Annotated in this window: 19 protein-coding genes; 7 read left to right on the top strand and 12 right to left on the bottom strand. The window is 35.9% G+C overall.

Annotated elements, in window-relative coordinates; genetic code table 11:
• Positions 1-338 precede the first annotated feature (338 nt).
• Complete coding sequence (locus BMW39_RS14840; protein WP_034974595.1) at positions 339-1,133, top strand: S1/P1 nuclease; 795 nt, start codon at positions 339-341, stop codon at positions 1,131-1,133.
• Positions 1,134-1,146: 13 nt separating this feature from the next.
• Here the strand turns inward: BMW39_RS14840 and BMW39_RS14835 are convergent, their stop codons facing one another.
• The 11 genes from BMW39_RS14835 to BMW39_RS14780 form a co-directional block, all read right to left on the bottom strand.
• Positions 1,147-1,986, bottom strand: coding sequence for a GLPGLI family protein (locus BMW39_RS14835; protein ID WP_034974594.1), 840 nt, complete (start codon positions 1,984-1,986; stop codon positions 1,147-1,149).
• A 33-nt stretch (positions 1,987-2,019) separates the two neighbouring features.
• A complete protein-coding gene (locus BMW39_RS14830; protein WP_034974593.1) occupies positions 2,020-2,508 on the bottom strand; it encodes a GNAT family N-acetyltransferase in 489 nt (162 codons plus the stop codon).
• A gap of 15 nt (positions 2,509-2,523) precedes the next feature.
• Entirely contained in the window at positions 2,524-3,447 is a 924-nt protein-coding gene (locus tag BMW39_RS14825) for a UbiA family prenyltransferase (RefSeq protein ID WP_051879883.1), read from the bottom strand.
• Between the two features lie 157 nt (positions 3,448-3,604).
• Positions 3,605-4,531, bottom strand: a complete 927-nt coding sequence (locus BMW39_RS14820) for a mevalonate kinase family protein (protein ID WP_034974592.1) — start codon at positions 4,529-4,531, stop codon at positions 3,605-3,607.
• Positions 4,532-4,626: 95 nt separating this feature from the next.
• Positions 4,627-5,439 (bottom strand): alpha/beta hydrolase, encoded by an 813-nt coding sequence (locus BMW39_RS14815; protein ID WP_083391936.1) that lies wholly within the window; start codon positions 5,437-5,439, stop codon positions 4,627-4,629.
• Between the two features lie 8 nt (positions 5,440-5,447).
• Complete coding sequence (locus tag BMW39_RS14810) at positions 5,448-6,929, bottom strand: MFS transporter (RefSeq protein ID WP_034965587.1); 1,482 nt, start codon at positions 6,927-6,929, stop codon at positions 5,448-5,450.
• Positions 6,930-7,183: 254 nt separating this feature from the next.
• Positions 7,184-8,365, bottom strand: a complete 1,182-nt coding sequence (locus tag BMW39_RS14805; RefSeq protein WP_034974590.1) for an acetyl-CoA C-acyltransferase — start codon at positions 8,363-8,365, stop codon at positions 7,184-7,186.
• A gap of 116 nt (positions 8,366-8,481) precedes the next feature.
• Positions 8,482-8,907 carry a hypothetical protein gene (locus BMW39_RS14800; RefSeq protein WP_034974589.1) on the bottom strand — a complete coding sequence of 142 codons (426 nt, stop codon included), beginning with the start codon at positions 8,905-8,907 and terminating at the stop codon, positions 8,482-8,484.
• 564 nt (positions 8,908-9,471) lie between these two features.
• Positions 9,472-10,557, bottom strand: a complete 1,086-nt coding sequence (locus tag BMW39_RS14790; RefSeq protein WP_034974587.1) for a hypothetical protein — start codon at positions 10,555-10,557, stop codon at positions 9,472-9,474.
• Between the two features lie 7 nt (positions 10,558-10,564).
• Positions 10,565-11,257, bottom strand: a complete 693-nt coding sequence (locus BMW39_RS14785; protein ID WP_034974586.1) for a hypothetical protein — start codon at positions 11,255-11,257, stop codon at positions 10,565-10,567.
• Positions 11,238-11,795: an RNA polymerase sigma factor gene (locus tag BMW39_RS14780; RefSeq protein ID WP_034974585.1), complete on the bottom strand. Its 558-nt coding sequence runs from the start codon at positions 11,793-11,795 to the stop codon at positions 11,238-11,240. The genes BMW39_RS14785 and BMW39_RS14780 overlap by 20 nt, the downstream gene beginning before the upstream one ends.
• Positions 11,796-12,699: 904 nt before the next feature.
• Here BMW39_RS14780 and prfB point away from each other — a divergent pair.
• The 3 genes from prfB to BMW39_RS14760 are packed head-to-tail and all read left to right on the top strand — an operon-like array spanning position 12,700 to position 14,387.
• Positions 12,700-13,812, top strand: a complete 1,113-nt coding sequence (gene prfB / locus BMW39_RS14770; protein ID WP_034974583.1) for a peptide chain release factor 2 — start codon at positions 12,700-12,702, stop codon at positions 13,810-13,812.
• A gap of 58 nt (positions 13,813-13,870) precedes the next feature.
• Positions 13,871-14,104, top strand: coding sequence for a hypothetical protein (locus BMW39_RS14765; RefSeq protein ID WP_034974582.1), 234 nt, complete (start codon positions 13,871-13,873; stop codon positions 14,102-14,104).
• Positions 14,088-14,387, top strand: coding sequence for a type II toxin-antitoxin system RelE/ParE family toxin (locus tag BMW39_RS14760; RefSeq protein ID WP_034974581.1), 300 nt, complete (start codon positions 14,088-14,090; stop codon positions 14,385-14,387). The genes BMW39_RS14765 and BMW39_RS14760 overlap by 17 nt, the downstream gene beginning before the upstream one ends.
• 33 nt (positions 14,388-14,420) lie before the next feature.
• On the opposite strand, the gene BMW39_RS14755 is transcribed toward BMW39_RS14760, so the two are convergent.
• Positions 14,421-15,764: a dihydrolipoamide acetyltransferase family protein gene (locus BMW39_RS14755; protein WP_034974580.1), complete on the bottom strand. Its 1,344-nt coding sequence runs from the start codon at positions 15,762-15,764 to the stop codon at positions 14,421-14,423.
• A 123-nt stretch (positions 15,765-15,887) separates the two neighbouring features.
• On the opposite strand from BMW39_RS14755, the gene BMW39_RS14750 reads away from it, so the two are divergent.
• The 3 genes from BMW39_RS14750 (at position 15,888) to BMW39_RS14740 (ending at position 19,683) form a co-directional block, all read left to right on the top strand.
• Positions 15,888-16,178: a putative quinol monooxygenase gene (locus BMW39_RS14750; RefSeq protein WP_034974579.1), complete on the top strand. Its 291-nt coding sequence runs from the start codon at positions 15,888-15,890 to the stop codon at positions 16,176-16,178.
• 137 nt (positions 16,179-16,315) lie between these two features.
• Positions 16,316-18,904 carry a M36 family metallopeptidase gene (locus tag BMW39_RS14745; protein WP_034974578.1) on the top strand — a complete coding sequence of 863 codons (2,589 nt, stop codon included), beginning with the start codon at positions 16,316-16,318 and terminating at the stop codon, positions 18,902-18,904.
• Positions 18,905-19,053: 149 nt separating this feature from the next.
• Positions 19,054-19,683, top strand: a complete 630-nt coding sequence (locus tag BMW39_RS14740) for a LolA family protein (RefSeq protein WP_034974577.1) — start codon at positions 19,054-19,056, stop codon at positions 19,681-19,683.
• Positions 19,684-19,755: the final 72 nt, after the last annotated feature.

Here is a 19,755-nt window from a genome sequence, read left to right as displayed (position 1 = left end):
AGTCCAATTCTGGGAAAACGCAAATTTACGGAAATTAACTTGTTTATGAATCATTGCAGAGTACCAAGTTTTGTTAAATTAGTAAGGTTTGAAAAGTCGTAAGTGAAAAACTTTGAGCTTAGTATTTAACACAAAGACACAAGAAAAATCCGTTGAAAACAGTTTAAGGCACGGGAAAATCAAAGATTTTCATTTTATAGCTATTTTGATATTATAATTTGTCTTTGTGTAATAATTTAATCAGCGTCAGAATCCAAGTTTAATAATATTTAACAGAGTTTTGGACTTAAATAAATTTTTGATAGACCTATCTTTGCGACTTGAAATAAATTAAAAAAATGAAAAGTATTTTATCAAAATTCACATTTGCTGTTTTAATATTCTCATCGTTCTATTGCTTCGCTTGGGGATTGACGGGACATCGCGTGATTGCGGAGATTGCTCAACATCACTTGAGTTCGAAAGCCGAAAGAAAAATCAAGAAACTTCTGGAAAATCAGAAATTGGCTTACTACGCGAACTGGCCGGATTTCATCAAGTCTGATACAACTGGCGTTTGGAAGGAAACGTCGTCCTGGCATTATGTGAACATCAATGCACAGAAGAATTTTCAGCAATTCAAAGATTCTTTGGAGGCTCAGAAAAGTCCGAATCTTTACACGCAAATCGAAAGTCTAGCAATAAAAATCAAAGATAAAAACACATCGGAATCTGATAAAAGAAATGCTCTGATTTTCTTGGTCCATTTGGTGGGTGACCTACATCAGCCACTTCACGTTGGGCGTTTCGAAGATTTGGGAGGAAATAAAATCAATGTGACTTATTTTGGACAAAACACCAATCTACATTCACTTTGGGATTCGAAAATGGTAGAGGACAGAAAATATTCTTACACAGAATTTGCCAATCTCTTGGACATCAAATCTAAAGATGATGTGAAAAATATCCAGGGCGGAACTTTGCAGGATTGGTTGTACGACAGTCAGAAAATTGCAAATTCAATCTATTTTCACACGCCGAAAGATTCAAAATTGAGCTACGACTATAATTACCGTTTTGAATCTACTGTTGAAAGACAATTGTTGTACGGCGGATTGCGTTTGGCGAAAGTGCTGAATGACGTTTTCGGATAAGTAAAATTTAAAATCACTTCTTTATTAAGTCCAATTCCAGCAGGTTATTGGACTTTTTTATTTCTTCCTTCAACCGTTTTTCTCTTTCGCGGAGATAGTCATTTTTGTTGACCATTTTTCCATTATCATTGACCTCGTCCATCTCACTCAAAGTTTGTCGAATCGACTTATTCGGGTCATCTCTGAATTCTTTTAAAATCTGTTTATACTTGTCCTGAGACACATTTTGATTGGTTCCGAAATCGAAAACAAAATTATCATCTTTTGAATAGACACTTTTTAATTTCCGAATTCCAGCCAGTGTTAAAGTATGAGAATTAGTAGAATCGTGAATCTTTAAAATGAGTCCCGGCAAACCTCTGAATTTGTACGGACCTTCCTGAATTGGAATTTCCGTCGTGAACCAAGCTGTCCATTTTCTGCCAGCAAATTCGGTTTCTGCTTTTTGGATTTTAAAATTTCCCAACACATCATTTTCAGGTGAAATGTTCCAACTAATAGTCCTATCGTCTTTGACATTATATTTAACCTGACCAATTCTAGAAATCATTAAAACAGAAAAATCAGGATAATTTTTGATGATAAAGTACGAGTTTTTACTTTTTTTAATTTTTAAATTTGAATCAGAAATCCCTTTGTCAACATTCGATTTTGAGATTGAATCATATTTAAAATTATCGTAGCTGTAGAATTTTGAAAATCTGTCTGAGACATCCAGAGCCATCAGTTCTGATTCAATTTTGTCACGATTGAGAGAATCCGAAATAGATTTGTATTCGTAAAGAAATCGCTGGTTTTGGGATTTTAAATTGAAAGAAATGGTAAGTAATATAAAAAGGAGTTTTAACTTCATTCGAAAATCATTTCAAATAAAGATAAGAAAATTTTAGTCTAATTTTTTAATCATCCAAAGATTACAGCCAGAATGCCCGGAATTCCCCAAAGGTTTTTCCAAGTATTGAAATCCTTGTTTTTCATAAATAGAAACTGCTTTGCTAAATTCTGGAATACTTTCGAGATAAACTTTTTTATAACCTAATTCTTCAGCTTTTTCCAGACATTTTTCGAGTAATAATTTTCCAATTCCTTTTCCTCTTGACTCTTTTGAAAGGTAAAATTTGGCGAGTTCAGTTGTATCTTCAGGCAAATTGTCGGTTGGAAAAATTCCGCAACAACCTAAAATCAAACCATCATCTTCTGCTACAAACAAAGCTGATTTTTCAGTTTGAAATAATGAATATAAATCATCTGTGGTTGGGTCAGAATAAACTGTTCCGTTGGTGCAACTTACTTCAAAATCGTGGAATGCTGTTCTGATGATTTTGGAAAGAATGGCGTTGTCTTCAGCTTTGTTTTCTCTAATGATTACTGACATTTTTTTGAGAATATTTTAAATTAACCAAGGATATTTGTGATAGATTCCGTCCAAAAGCATTGCCAGAATTCCGAAGAAAATCCAAAGTCTCAGAAGATTCAAAGATTTGAATTTGTCGTTTTTTTGATTTCTGAACAACATATAAACTGTTCCCAGAATCACAATTGTTGTCAGTAGAAAATACCAAGCAATAATATTTTTGAAACCAATTCCAATACTTAAAATCAATGAAACAATCAAGGTGATAATTAATAAAATTAATAAAATCGACCTCGTGTTTTGAAATCCCAATCGATTCGCAATCGTCTCGTAGCCAAACATTTTATCGGCATTTCTCGTCAAAGTATCTTTTGTAACATCGATGATGAAAAGCATTAGGAAAAGGAAGATTGCCAGAAATAAAATCTTCAGCGAAAACGTTTGATAATAAATCAACATTCCAAAGAAAGGATATAGCGTCAACGCTACGAAAGTGAAGTTATTAAGGACAATGATTTTGCTGAGTTTGTGGCTGTAAAACCACATCAAAAACTGATAAATCAAGAAGAAAATAAAAACCCGATGCGATACGAAAAACGCCAACCCAAGCGATAATGCATTGAGAATGACATATGCGGTCAAAAAATATTTTTCTTTGAGGAAATTCTGTAATCTGGAACGGAAAGGTTTTACCAACTGGTCTTTTTCCTTATCATAAAACCGATTGATAATTCCGCCAGCTAATATGCTGAGAACGGAACAAATGATGATGAAGTGAACCTTATAATCGAAGACAAAATTCCTGAAACTCTCTTCACGATTGAACAAGAAAAACGTGGAAACGTAAAGTGCAAAAGTGAGCAAAACCGCCACGAAAAAACGTGCGCCCAACAGAAAACCCATCAACTGAGAAACACGGTACAGGGCATTTCGGGAAGCAGGTTTTGTTTCGTTGGTCATTTTTTATTTTTGATAAATCTTTTAACCACAAAAGTCACAAAAGATTTTGATACAATTGATAATTCAAAAAGTAAATTCAAAAGAGCAAAAAGGCGAAACTTTGTAGACTTTTAAGTAAAATCTTCAAGCTATACTTTTGTGACTTTTGTGGTTGAAACTAGAATCTGTAAATCACTTCTTTGTGAAAACCTTCCAGCATTTTCTCCGCCTTTTCATAATCTTTGGAGAAGCCGAGAATATAGCCTCCGCCTCCACTACCACAAAGTTTTAGGTAATAAGCATTAGAATCGATTCCCTTTTTCCAGATGTTGAAAAGATTTTCCGGAATCATCGGACGGAAATGTTCGTAAGCCCAAACGGATAATTTCTTCAGGTTTTTGAAAAACGGATTCATATCTTTTCTAAGGAAAGCGTCGATGCAAGCGTTGTTGTAACGGATGAATTCTTCTTTCAAAGTTTTGCGGAAACCTTCGTTTTTCAACTTTTCAAAGAAGATTTGAATCATTGGTCCAGTTTCGCCAATCGTTCCAGAATCAATCAGGAAAATTGCGCCTTTGCCCAATTCTTCTGCAGGGATGGAAACTTTGTCAACGCTGTCTTTGCTTTCAATCAGAATCGGAAGATTCATAAAGCAAATTAGAGGGTCGATTCCTGAACTTTTTCCGTGGAAATAACTTTCCAACTGACCGAAAATCATTTTCAAATCTTTCAGTTCGTTTTTGGAAATCGTATCAGGTTCTCTTTTCGTGAAAGAATATTTTTCGAAAATCGCGGCCACCAACGCGCCAGAACTCCCTACTCCATAACCTTGCGGTATATTGGAATCGAAGAACAAACCTTTTGCGATGTCTGCTTTGAAAGATTGTACGTTGAGTTTAAATTCCTCAGGCAATTCCAAATCCAAAAGATAATTGGAATATTTTTCCAGAGATTGGTTGGATTTCTTTTCAAAATCGTTGTCCAAATCGGAAAATTTAAGTGTTCCTTTATAAAAACTGTACGGTAAAGTGAGCCCTTGAGCATCCTCAATAATGCCATACTCACCGAAGAGAAGAATTTTAGCGTAAAATAAAGGGTTTGTCATAGTGTGTTTTGATGTTGCAAATTTACAAAAAATAAACTATTCGACTATTATCAAAAAATGAACCGCGATTTTAAATTTTTATTAATAATCCAAAATTAATCTGATGATGGATACAATTTCAAAAATCCTTCGTAAACACTTCGGTGCAAAATGGTTGCGTGATTGTCGTCCTGCATTAGATTATATTCTAATTTCAATTTCTTTTTACCTGAATTTTTGAGAACTTGAAAAAGTGAATCCGCATCTTTCACCATTGTTTTATGTTCATTTTTCCCAACAGAAACATAAACAAATCTTTCTTCATCTTTTTGTGAGGAAAGTAATGAATTAGCCTTATTCAAAAGACTTTCATCGTCCCACCAAAGACTTGGACTGATGATGAAATAATGGGTGAAAAGTTCTGGCTTATTCAATAAAATCTCAGTTGCCAAAAGTCCGCCGAGAGATTGACCAATGATATATTTTGTCTTATCTGTCTTATAATTTTTATTGATGAAAGGTTGCAATTCTTTTTCAACAAATTCAATAAACTTGTCGGAATGTCCTGTCGTTGGATAATCTTTCTGCAAATCTTTCAAATCTGTATGGAACGTGAAATCCCTTTTTCTATCAACGTTTGCAATACCAACAATGATGAAATCCGGCATTTTGAACTGCATACTAAAAAATTGCTGAAGTCCCACCAAATGCAGGAAATCCTCATTCATACTTCCGTCCAGAATATAAATGACAGGATAACTTTTCGTCTTGTCATAAGTCTGTGGAAGATAGATATTGAGTGTTCTCTTTTCGTTAAGAATCTTAGAATCCAAAGTGATTTTCTTCCCAATAATCAAATCTTCTGAAATCGAAGTTTGAGCGTTGAAAGCTGTAAACAGTAATAAGAACAGGAAACCTAAAATTCTCAAAATGATAATTATTTGGTATTATTTTTCACTTTCATAAAACGAATCAATATCAATCCAATCGCGAAGAAAATCGTCATCGATAAAGCGGCGTAACGCATATTGTTGTAATATTCTATCAACGTTGCGAAGATGAAAGTTCCTAAGATAATGGCAATTTTTTCCAAGACATCATAAAAGCTAAAGAACGTCGTGTTGTCCATAGAATCCTGTGGCAACAACTTGGAATAGGTTGACCGCGACATCGCCTGCAAACCGCCCATCACCAAACCAATCACAGCAGCGATTCCGTAGAATTGATATTCTACATTCGGATTTTCTTTGTTCAAATAATAGGCTGAAAGACAAGCGCCAATCCACAAAGCAACGGTGATGCTAATGACATTTTTGTTCCCGATTTTCTTTGATAACCAAGAGAAAAACAAGGCTCCGATAATCGCCTCGATTTGAATTAATAAAAGTGTCATTATCAATTTATCCTGCGCCATATTGATTTCACGCTTTCCAAATAATGTTGCCATTAGGAAAATCGTCTGCATCCCAACACTGTAGAAAAAGAAACTGGAGAGGAAGAATTTCAAATTTTTATCGGCAAAAAGATGACCGCCAACTTTGAACAATTCGCGGAAACTTTGTTTGAATACGTCAAAATAAAACCCGAAATTATCTTTCAAAACTTCGAAGAAACCACCTTGTTCTCTGTGACTTTTGAAGATATTTTTATAATTAAGCAAAACCAAATCTTTCGGCAATTGCTCCTTAACCTGACCAAATTGCGGTAAATGTTTGAAGGTATATTGAGAAAAGCCAAACCACCAAGCACCAGTCAAAAGGAAACTTACACGCGTGTAAATCTGCGCCTGCTTAGGCGTTTCCGCACAAACCTGAATCAAAATCAAACAAATAATTACCAAAATAACTGAACCGATGTAACCGTAAACGTAACCTTTTGCAGAAAGCGCATCCTGCTTGTCGGGCGTTGCAATATCCGGCAAAAAGGAATTATAGAAAACCAAACTTCCCCAGAAACCAACACTCGCCGTAACGCTGAACAATAATCCCAGCCAAACAGTTCCCATTCCTGTAAACATCGCCAATCCCATACAAGATGTTGCGCCCAGATAACAGAAAAACTGAAGGAAAGATTTCTTGTTCCCTATCGTGTCTGCCAATGACGATAAAATCGGGGAAAGCAAAACGACAATCAAAAAGGAAAGCGTGAGAGAATAACCATAAACCGTGTCTGGATGGTATTCTTTGCCAAATATCTTAATCATATGCGGAACTGCAACATCAATCCACTGTTTGGTTTCTGCAACATATTCTTTCTTTTCATACGCCGTCGTAAGAATTGCGTAATAAATTGGAAAAATTGTGGACGTGATAACCAAGGAATAAACCGAGTTTGCCCAATCATACAACGCCCAGGCGCGCATAATTTTCGGATTATTTTTGATTGAGTTTTCTGGAATTGTTTTTTCTATTTCGGACATTGGAAATAATTATTTAGACAAAAGTAAAAAAAGGAATTACAAGTTGACAAAAAAATGCGTTTGTATCAAAAATTTAATAACAAAAACCCTTTCAAACTTGAAATCTGAAAGGGTTTTGAAATTTATTTTAATATTTCAACCACAAAAGTCACAAAAGCCGAAGTCTATTTTTACTTAGTAAAAGTTCAAAAAAGAAGTCATTCTAAAAATTTTTTTTTGGGATTTTCTTTTGTGCCTTTTGTGGTTTTAAAAATCTATTGCAAATTCTCAATCACAATAGCGGTTGCGCCACCGCCACCGTTGCAAATTGCGGCCGCACCATATTTCCCATTGTTTTGTTTCAAAACATTAATCAAAGTGACAATAATTCTGGAACCAGAACTTCCAAGCGGATGGCCGATAGAAACTGCGCCACCATTCACATTCACTTTTGAAGCGTCCAATCCTAAAACTTTGGTATTAGCCAAACCAACTACCGAAAAAGCTTCATTCAATTCGAAGAAATCGATGTCATCTTTTGTCAAGTTTGCTTTCTTTAGTGCAATTGGCAAAGCTTTCGAAGGTGCCATTGTGAATCTTTCAGGTTCTACAGCTGCATCAGCGTAAGAAATAATTTTCGCCAGAGGTTTCAATCCCAATTCTTCCATTTTTTCTTTTGACATCAAAATCAAAGCAGATGCGCCGTCATTCAATGTTGATGCGTTGGCAGCAGTTACTGTTCCATTTTCTTTTTGAAAAACTGTGCCTAATGTTGGGATTTTATCAAACTTAACCGTTTTATATTCTTCATCTTCCGAGAAAATAATCGGGTCGCCTTTTCGTTGAGGAATCGAAACAGGAACAACTTCGTCTGCAAATTTTCCAGCTTCCCAAGCCGATGCGGCTCTTTTGTAAGATTGGATTGCAAAAGCATCTTGTTCTTCTCTCGTGATGTCGTTTTCTTTCGCGCACAATTCTGCGCAAACGCCCATATGCTGTTTGTTGTAAACATCGGTCAAACCATCTTTCAGAATGCCGTCCTGCATTTTGATTTCGCCTAATTTCACACCATTTCTTCCATCAATATAATGAGGAACCATCGACATATTTTCCATTCCGCCAGCTACGATGATATCGACGTCGCCAGCTTTTATCGCCTGAGTTGCCATTGTTACGGCTTTCATTCCCGAAGCACAAACTTTATTGATGGTAGTAGAAGGTGTATGATTGGACAAACCTGCGCCCAAAGCCACTTGTCTCGCCGGAGCCTGACCTTCGCCAGCCTGCAAAACATTTCCCATATAGATTTCCTCGACCAAACTCGGGTCAAGGTTGATTTTGTCTAAAGCTCCTTTTACAGCAACAGTTCCCAATTGTGTTGCAGGAACCGTCGAAAGACTTCCCATAAAACTTCCCATTGGTGTTCTGACCGCTGATACAATGAATACTTCTTTCATAATATTTTTAATTTTTTTTGATTTAATATTAATTCTTAACACAAAGTGCACAAAGTTTTTTTTTAACTACTAAATGTTTTAAGGTCACAAGGTTTGACTTTGTCAAATTTCAAAAATCAATTGTGCTCATTGTGCAAATCTTTGTGACTTTGTGGTTTAATTTTACTTTTTCTAAATGCAATTAAAATAACAACTGCGCCCAGAAACTCGATGAACCATCCCCAGGATAATTTCACGATTCCTGCGAATGTGGATTGCCAGGATTTGAAAGGCAAAAAACTGAAATAATCTAAAGATTTCAGCTTAATGGCAACAATTGTGAAAACAAAAAGCAATATCTTTAAAAATGACATTATTCTCACCAATTTAGTTTTGTCAATCAGGATGAAAACCAGCGTCAATAAAGAAAATCCCCAAAGTACGATGGCGAGTGTGTTATCCACTTTCCAATAGTTCCAGTTTCCAACAATTGGAATATGGACCAACGGCAAAAAACTGCCTGCCACAACCAAAAACAATCCGATTAACTGTAAATTTTTCATTTCTAAATCCTGTTTGCCAATGTAAATAAAAATTTAGACTTGCAAAAGTGATGCTGAGATGAATTTTTTAAGTTTATTATTTTGTAATTTGGTTTTCTATAACAAGCTTATTATAATGATAAAGACAATTAATAAATACAGACAAATCATTTTCTTTCTAATTTATTTTATTTTAACTTTTCCGTTTATAAGCATTGCTTATTCTTTAGATTTCTTCAATTATCCTAGCATCAATTTTATTCTAGAATTTGGAATTTTAAATTTTATCCTTGCTCACTATTTCCTTAAATTAAATACCTATTTGAACATTCTGTTTGCATTCATTACTTCCTCGGTAGGCATTGCAATTGTTTATTTAGGCTGGCATTTTAAAATCGCTCCTGATTGGGATGATTATGGAATCTTTACAGCTATTTTTTCTAATATATTAATCTCGATGTTATTTTGGGAAATAGCATTCAGATTGAAGAATAGCTATTTTAAAGACTAAAAAAGCACACTTTTTTCAAAGTATGCTTTCAGAAAATAATAATAAAAATAGTGTTCTGTGTAAAATGTTATCAATTAAAAATCAATATTAGCAATCTCGATTCCAATTTGGATTCCGTTTTTGTTTGGTAAAATGGTTTTGTCATTGAAGATTGGTGTGAAATCTTTCTTAATAAATAAAGTTACACCGCCATAACCCAGACTGAATTTTCCTCCGAAAAGAAAAGCATTCACGCCGTCATCCAAAGTATAATCATACTTTTTGAAGTTGCCATTTTCGTTGTAATATTTCACTTTTACGATACTTCTCGTATTGACACCGGCGTAAGCTCCTACTCCAACCTTCCACATTTTTTTTCGCACGTCGAGATATTGTTTCCCGTCGTATTCTGTGTATTTTGGATTTAGATAAAGCTGGAATTCGATTGGTAAGGTCAAATAAACATTTCTGAGTTTTGAACGTTTCAATCTGCCTTCTTCGAAATCCTCAAGGAACAATTGCGAATTTTCCTGGACAAAAACCTGCGGACGTTTCGGCATATAAGTGTCGGTTCTGTAAGCCAAACCGTATCTCAAAACCCACGGACTAGTGAAACTCCCCAACTGACGGTCTTTTCTGAACTGAACTTCAACGCTGTGAGAATTCCCGATTCTCATTTCGGAATCACTTTCAAAAGGATTGAAACTGCCTTTGTCTTTGGTCAGATTTGCGAAAGCGTAACTAACACTTAATGAGCTTTGATTTATATATTCCTTTGGCGATTTATCTTTCTTTTTTATCGAAAGAGATAATCCATTTCCTCCAAGAGACAATTCGGCTTGTGAAGCAGTTTTCCCGTTGAAAGGTTTTTCGTAGATGGATTCTTTGACAGTTTCTTTCGTAATTTCATCCAAATGATTTCTTTCGTTTTCGATTTTTTCATTGATGAGTGTTTCGTACTTTTTAGAAACCGCTTCTTTCTGAGCAATTTGTTCTGCTTTTGTGATTTTCCCAGAGTTGAAAGCTTCATCGATTTTGTCGGTTTCAGATTTCATATTCGCTTTTTCTGTCGCTACGATGGAATTGACTTTCTCGGTGTAAGATTTCATTTGATTATCGAGCGTAGTTTGGGCTGTAGCAAAGCTTGAAAGCATTGCCAAAAGTAGAATTTTGACTTTCATAGTTTAATTATTTAGTTGTTATAGAATCTTTGTCGTAGAGCGTAATTCCGAAGAGTTTGATTCGTTTTGGATTGGGAAAATCCGAATCAATTTTAGGTTTTGAAATATTGATTCCCATTGCCGATTTTGGCGTTTCGGTTTTCGCTTTGTCTATTTCCACGCCGAAAAGTAAATCGGAGGAGGAAACATATTTTGGTCGTTCTTTAGGTTTTTGAATTTCATTCTGAGCCAGTTTTTCTTCCGGCTGAGGAATAGAAATTTCTTCTTTTTTGATTAAAATTTCTTTCTCAGAAACCATATTCTTATTTTGATTTTCTTTATTAATTGATTCTGAAGTCGAAGGATTCACATTTTCAACAGCCAATCTTTGATTATCAGCTTCAAAATTATTGATTGGATTTTTTTTCCCAACTTCATTTCTTTCTGATGGTTTAATTATATTTGAATTAGAATTTTGATTTTCACTTTCAGTCTGATTTGCAAATTCCTGATTATCCTTAATATCAGATTTGCTATTAATCATCCAAAAACTTCCACCCAAACCAATCATTAACAAAATCACCGCAACAAATCTCCACCAAAAGACTTTCGGTTTCTTCTTTTCCGCAGGAACTTGGTCAAGTTTCTCTTCCAATCTGTCCCAAAGACCGTCGGAAACTTTCATTTCCTTTTGTTCGTATTTAGATTTCAGATTCTGCATTTTGTTTCGTGTTTTGTTGATTAAAATAATCTTGTAGCCATTTTTTCGCCTTACTCAGCTGACTTTTGCTGGTTCCTTCCGAGATATTCAAGATTTCCGCAATCTCCTGATGTTTCTTTTCCTCAAAAACCGAAAGGTTGAAAACCAACTTATAACCAATCGGCATTTCCCTGAAAATCACTTCCAAATCAATATCCTGAGAAATCGCATCCACATCTTCCGTCTGTTCCGCAACCGAATCCGTAAATTCAGTTTCTGCATACAGAATATGCTTGTTTGTCCGAATAAAACTAATCGCATCATTCACCACAATTTTCCTCAGCCAAAATGGAAACGATTCGTAATTTTTACAATCCGAGAGCTTCGTAAACGCCTTGTAGAAAGCATTCATCAATACATCTTCCGCATCATCCCGATTATTGATGTAAGAATTCGCCACCGACAACATTTTCCCCGAAAACATCTCGAACAAACTCTTCTGAGCCAGTCGGTCATTTTTCTTTGCTTTGGAAAAGATATGTTGTAAATCTTGATTCATTTTCTCTTTCTGACTATAAGACGGCAAAATACCAAAATGGTTGCCTCGGTTTTCAAAACAATTTGAAATTAATTTACAAACAACTGATTATCAATAAAATAAATTCAAATACTTTTTACATTTTACATCCTACATTTTACAATTATGGCAATCCCCTCGCCTTTCCAAATCCCACCGCTCGGGTCGGGCTATCCGCTACAATCTTTTTTGTGGAAGACGTTTCTCAATTTAATTGGAACATTTCCCAACCACAAAAAAGGATTTCCACTACTATCCCTATTGCAGGATTTGCCATAGAAACAAAGTTTTCACCAACCATTACGCACTAAACCATAATTTTGTCATTCCGTAGGAATCTAGGCAGTTGAGATTCCTACGGAATGACAATATTGTAAAAAATGATTCTTATGTGAGCGAAGCGCCTTTGTGGACCTTTAAAATATTTTCAGAGAGATTAAAAAAATCTTCGTGCACTTTGTGTTAAAATTTCTGTATCAAACATTAATTCCAAACATTCATTCCGCAAAATATTAGCAGTTGAGATTCCTACGGAATGACAATATTATGTAAGAAAAGATTCTTTGATGAGTTTTACGTCTTTGCGAACCTTAAAATATTTTCAAAAATCTCACAAAAATCTTCGTGCACTTTGTGTTAAAATTTCTGTATCAAACATTAATTCCTAACATTCATTCCGTAAAATATTAGCAGTTGAAATTCCTAGGGAATGACAATGTTATGCAAGAAAAGATTCTTTGATGAGTTTACGTCTTTGCGAACCTTAAAAAATATTTTCAATTAGATAAAAAAAACCTTAGCGGACTTTGCGTTAAAATTTCTCCTTCAAGCATTATTTCCCAACATTCATCAATTTCTTCTTATTTTTGCAAAAATTAAAACAAACGTGGTAAACACAGACCAAATAAAAGATATCCAATCCAGAATAGAAGACCTGCACAAGTTCCTCCAAATCGAAAAGAAAAAAATCGAAATTTCCAACGACGACGAAAAAACCGCAGCACCAGAATTCTGGAACAACTCAAAAGAAGCTGAAGTGTTTCTGAAACAACTCCGTTCCAAGAAAAAATGGGTGGAAGGTTACGACGACATCAAAACAGAATTTGAAGACCTTCAGGTTCTGTTGGAATTTGCAAAAGAAGACCCAGATTCCGAAAAAGAATTGGACGAGACTTTCCCAAAATTGGTAGAGAAAATCGAAAATCTGGAATTCAAAAATATGCTTTCCAACGAAGGCGATGAATTGTCAGCCGTTCTTCAAATCACTGCCGGAGCTGGCGGTACAGAATCTTGTGATTGGGCAAGTATGCTAATGCGGATGTACACAATGTGGGCGGACAAGCAAGGCTACAAACTCCGTGAACTCAACTTTCAGGAAGGTGATGTGGCAGGAATAAAAACAGTAACGATAGAAATCGACGGTGAGTTTGCTTTCGGATATTTGAAAGGTGAAAATGGCGTTCACAGGTTGGTGAGAATTTCGCCTTTTGACAGCAACGCAAAACGTCACACGAGTTTCGTTTCAGTTTATGTTTATCCTTTGGTGGACGATACGATTGAAATTAATATCAACCCAGCCGACATCAGTTTCGAAACAATGCGAAGTTCCGGAGCCGGTGGACAGAACGTAAATAAAGTAGAAACCGCCGTTCGTCTTCGCCACGCACCGACAGGAATTATCATTGAAAACTCAGAATCACGTTCTCAGCTTCAGAATAAGGAAAAGGCAATGCAACTCCTGAAATCCCGACTTTATCAAATCGAACTTGATGAACGCCTGAAAGCCAGAAACGAAATTGAAGCCGGAAAAATGAAAATCGAATGGGGTTCTCAAATCCGAAATTATGTAATGCAACCTTATAAATTGGTAAAAGATGTACGTTCTGGATACGAAACTTCTGACGTGGACAGTGTAATGAACGGGAATATCACGCCTTTCCTGAAAGCCTATCTGATGAATGAAGGACAAGCTGGAAGTGGGGAGATGGATGATTTGTAGAAAAATGTGAAGTTAATTTGAGATAATATTTCTAAATTTGATTTAAAGTATTGAAATAATGAATACACAAATTCTAAATAAAAAACTTGAATTAATCCAATGGTTATCAACCTTAGAGGATAAGTCCATTATAGAAAAACTATTAAAATTCCGACAAGAAGAAACCAAAGATTGGTGGGAATCAATTTCTGATGAAGAAAAAAAATCCATTGAAAAAGGAATTTCCGAAGCTAACAACAATGATTTAAAACCACATTCTGAAGCAAAGAAACTCTATGAAAAGTGGTTATGATATTGTTTGGACGCCAAATGCGCTAATTGAATTGGAACAAACTATTGAATATCTTAGTCAAAATTTTTCTGAAAAAGAAATTAAAAAACTGGCTGAAAAAATTGAAAGCACTATTGTATTAATCTCAAAAAATCCAAACCTTTTTCCAATTTCAAAAAATCGCAATTTTCATAAAGTGGTTATAATGAAATACAATTCGATGTACTATCGTATCAAAAATGAGAATATTGAAATTTTATCATTCTTCTCCAACAGACAATCTCCAGATAAAAGAAAAACATAAAAAAAAGCCTCAGAAAATTCTGAGGCTTTGATTTTATATTTCTGTATTGAGGTCCCAATTTTCGAGATAATCGTTGACGTGTTTCAGGAACATTCCGCCTAAACTTCCGTCCACTACTCTATGGTCATAAGAATGTGACATAAACATCTTCTGACGGATGGCAATTACATCGCCGAACTCAGTTTCGATAACGGCCGGTTTCTTCACAATCGCACCAACTGCCAAAATTGCAACCTGAGGCTGAGGAATAATCGGTGTTCCCATCAGGTTTCCGAAAGTTCCAACATTTGAAATGGTGTAAGTCGCACCTTGCGTATCGGCTGGCGTCAGTTTTTTATTTCTTGCTCTGTAAGCCAAATCGTTAATTGCTTTTGCCAATCCGGACAAACTTAATTGGTCAGCATTTTTGATTACTGGAACAATCAGATTTCCGTCCGGAAGCGCTGTTGCCATTCCAATATTTATATTTTTCTTCTTAATAATCTTATCGCCATCCACAGAAACGTTAATCATTGGAAAATCCTGAATCGCTTTCACGACCGCTCTGATGAAAATTGGCATAAAAGTCAGTTTCTCACCTTCTCTTTTCTGATAGGAATCTTTGTTCTTCGCTCTCCAGGTCACGACATTCGTCACGTCGGATTCTATGAAAGAAGTCACGTGTGGCGAAGTGTGTTTGCTATTCACCATCGCTTCTGCAATGATTTTGCGCACACGATCCATTTGGATGATCTCATCGCCTTCGGAGAGTTGGAGGGTTGGAGCGTTTGAGGGTTTAGGAGCAGGTGCTGAAGTCTGAGTAGGCTGAGAGATAACTTGCTGTGCAGGCGCGGATTTAGTTTCAGCATTATTCCCTCTATTTTTAACAAAATCAAGAATATCTTCTTTTGTGATTCTGCCATCTAGTCCGCTTCCTTTGATATTTTTAAGTTCAGAATCAGAAATATTTTCCTGCTGAACAATATTTTTGACTAACGGCGATAGATATAAATCTGAATTCTGATTAGCAGCATTTTCAAAAACATTGGTCAATGGCTGCTCCAAAGTATTGATTACTTCTGGCTCAGGCTGGTGGATCTGGTCTTTTACTTCTTCATAAGATTTCGGTTCCGGTGTCTCGGATTCCGAAGAACCGCTTTCCGTTTCCAAAATCGCAATGGCCTCACCGATCTTTGCAACATCATCTTTCTGTTTCAGAATCTTGACGATCTTCCCCGAAACTGGTGTTGGAACGTCGGAATCTACTTTGTCTGTCGCAATTTCTACTACAGAGTCATCCTCTTTTACAAAGTCACCTTCATTGAACATCCAGCTGATAATTGTTGCTTCCATAACGCCTTCGCCCATGCTTGGGAGCAATAGTTTGTATTCTGCCATTGTTTCTTTTTTGAATTTCCCCAAAAATACATTTTTTTTTATTAATTATATAATTCTATTTTTCAAATTTTATAAGAATCATTTTTTAATAAATTTGATGATCTTAAATTTTAAAATAAATCCATGAACATTTACTTAAGCGCGGTCTTTCATATCAAAGAAAACTCTATGATGGACGCCATAGAATTACTGAAAAAACTGGTCATAGAAACCCGTAGGGAGAAAGGCTGCATCCAATATGACCTTTATGAGGACAATAGGAACAAAGGTGTGTTCTTCATCCACGAGAATTGGGAATCCAACGAAGATCTGCATAACCATCAGGTATCTGACCATATGATGAAGTTTAGAGAAGCTATAGTTTCATTAACAGAAAACCCCACCCTGGTTTACGCTGGGAACAAATTATTCTAATTGCATTATCAATAAATTTTTAGTTAAAGTTTTAACAAATGATTAAACATTTGAAAATTGTTTATATTTAATTCATTAAAAAAGAAAATTTTAAATATTTTTGTTAATCATTTTTTTTAAATAAATTTAATTATAATATGAAAATAAATCAACTATCTAAATGCGCCGGCATTGGCGTTTTCTTTTTGTTTGCCAATCTCAATGCACAATCTACGGACAAGATCATCAAGAATTTTATACAGAATGATGTCAGCTTTCGAAACACTGGAAATGTAGAATTCAAAATCATTAATGAAGAAAATTCGGCAAGTCTAAAATCGGATATTGTCAACGTTCAGCAATACCATGGTAATACACCTATCTATAAATCGTTGGCAAAAGCTGTTATCAGAGAAGGTAAAGTTCTTTCTTTCAATAATAATTTCCAAAAGATCAGTAATACAGTGATTGCGGATAAAATTGACAAATCAGAAGCCTTGTCAACTGCTTTAAGATTTTTGGATATTAAGGACAATGGATTCCAACTTATGGATGAGAATGATGGTGACCTAATTAACCTTCCCGATAATAAAGTGGCTAGCGTTAGATTTTATTTTGAAAAAAATAATTCATTAATTCCAGCCCAATTATTTTTCATCAACCAAAGTAAAGACAATAAATTTTTTGGGACTTTAGTAAGTCTTACGACTGGTGAGATTTTAGAGAATAACAAGATGATTGACGAGTGTTCTTTCGATGCGGATCATTTTTCCGGTGAAACTTCTGCAGAGGTCTCTAATCATTTGGTAGCTCATTTCAACAATCACACAGCTACGAAAAATACATCAAAAGCTGCGACAGATGCTTCTTATAGCGTCTTTCCATTCCCAATAGAGGCACCAACTTTTGGAGCAAAAAGCACCGTTACCAACCCTTGGGACCTTACTGCGTCTCCAGAAGGATGGCATTCCAACGGTACAGTAAACTATACTAATACTTACGGTAACAATGTACTTGCCTATGTAGACAACAGTGCTACCAATACCGCTGGATTTTCGCCAGTAAGTACCACAACTGGAAGTTTGACATTTGATTTTCCTTTTGCTGAGGGTGCAGCACTTAGCGCCTATGAAAATAGAGCATCAGCCGTGACCAATTTGTTTTATGCCAATAATATGATACATGATATCATGTACAAATTTGGATTTACTGAATCTTCAAGAAACTTCCAAAGCAACAATTTTGGAAAAGGAGGTGCAGGTAACGATGCTGTGAGAGCAGAAGCATTTGACGGAAGTGGCTACAACAATGCTAATTTTGCTTCTGGTTACGAAATTTTAAACAGCAATGGCTCATACACTACACAAGCACCAAGAATGCAGATGTACCTATGGAACTACAGCGTGCCACAAAAGAAAAGATTGTTCTACACAGACCCAGTATTAGCAGCAAGACCGGCAGTGAATACAGGTGTTACTAATTTCGGAAGACAATTGATGGAAACTGGTATTACTGGTGACATTGCTATTCCGTCTGACATTACAGGATGTACCGCTTTGACAGCTGGAAGTTTAACAGGAAAAATTGCGATGGTGAACACCACTGGCTGCGCATATAATATCAAGGCAAAAACCGTACAAGACGCTGGCGCAATTGGGATGATTGTACACAGGACATCTTCGAATACTGTGACCGATATTTCAATAAACAATGTGACCAATGTTAGTATTTCCTCAATTATGATCCCTAGAGACGAGGGCGACTTCATTAACTCAGAGATCACGGCCGGCAGAACTGTTAATGTCAACCTGAAAGATCTTGCCGTAGGTTACAAAAACTCAAGTTTTGACAATGGCATCATGATCCATGAGTACGGACATGGAGTTTCCAACAGATTGACAGGACAAGGTTACAACTGCCTTACCAATCTAGAGCAGATGGGTGAAGGTTGGTCAGATTTCCTAGCTTTGATGTTGACAAATACACCAAATTACACTTCCACGACAGGAAGAGGGATTGCAACCTACTCCGTGAATACTGGTACAACAGGATTGGGAATCAGATCGTACAGATACACCACCAATATGACCGCAAATCCATTCACTTATGCATCCACCAACACAACAGGAGGACAGCCACACGCTGTTGGTCAGATCTGGGCAACCATGCTTTGGGACCTTCATTGGAAGATGGCAGAAAAATATGGTTACAATTATGACATCACAGCAGATGCTAATTCAGGAAGTGCAAAGGCGCTTCAACTAGTAATGGATGGTATGAAACTGCAACCTTGTAATCCTAACTTCGTGTCTGGTAGAGATGCTATCCTACAAGCGGACCAATTAGCTGGAGGTGCAGACAACTGTTTGATTTGGAACGTATTTGCAAGAAGAGGTCTAGGACTCAATGCTTCTGCGGGAACTGCTGCTAGTATCTCCGATCAGGTAGAGGATTTCACAGTGCCGGCTGCTTGTATATTAGGAACAGACGACATTATCAAAAACAAGAGCTTTGGCATCTATCCGAATCCAGCTAAAGGTGAATTCTTCATCAAAGCTGCTCCAACGGTTGGCAACACCAATATCAAAGTGGAAGTTCTTGACTTGAACGGAAAACTTGTAAAATCTCTTGAGAGAAAGAAAAACAGTTCAGAATCAATCTCTACAAAAGGATTGGTAAAAGGAACTTACCTTGTAGTTATTACAGAAAATGGTAAATCGAACGCAGAAAAACTGATCGTAGAATAACCATTCACATAAATTCAAAGTAAAACCTTTTCAGTTCATTCTGGAAAGGTTTTTTTTATTTTTAGATCTTAACAAAATTTATAACTGTAAATAATTGGCATCAATCTTGAAAACCTAAATTTGCAAATAATAAATCGCAAATAATTAAAATGAAAAACGCCATTCAATCTTTTTCTATTGTTACTTTTTTAGGAGTCAGCCTAATGACTTTTGGTCAAACCATTGACACGAAATCCAAAACAATATTAGATGATGTCACCAAAAGCTACAAAGCCAAAAAAAATTCTTACTTCAAGTTCGCCTATACATCTGGAGCATCCAGCCAAACAGGGATTTTCTATTCTGACAACAACAGATACAAATTGAAGATTATGGGAACAGAGCAGATCTTTGACGGCAATAAGGTCTACAGCATTAGTGATGAAGACAAAGAAGTCACCATTGCGAAACCTAATGACAACCAGGCCGCTTTTTCTCCTTTAAGCTATTTGGATTCTTACAAAAAGGATTATAATGTGAGCTACTCAGGAAAGAAGACAATTAGTGGAATTCCTGTGGACGTGATCAAAATGACACCAGTAAAAGCAAACGGTTTGAAAAGTGTCACTCTGTACGTCAACACGCCTCAGAAAAAACTAATCAAACTAGAACAGGTTTCTACAAACAATGATCTGGCGGTGATCACAATTAGCAACTACAAAGAAAATCAAACACTTTCGCCTTCTATTTTTACATTTGACAAGTCAAAATATCAGAATTATCTGATCACAGAATTATAGACAGAGAGCAAATCAATACAAAGATGCATTACCGAAACGTAATGCATTTTTTGTTTTACGACGGAATGACTT

This window comes from Epilithonimonas lactis (assembly GCF_900110605.1).
GTDB classification, from domain to species: Bacteria; Bacteroidota; Bacteroidia; order Flavobacteriales; family Weeksellaceae; genus Epilithonimonas; species Epilithonimonas lactis.
This window is presented reverse-complemented; position numbering and strand designations above follow the sequence as displayed.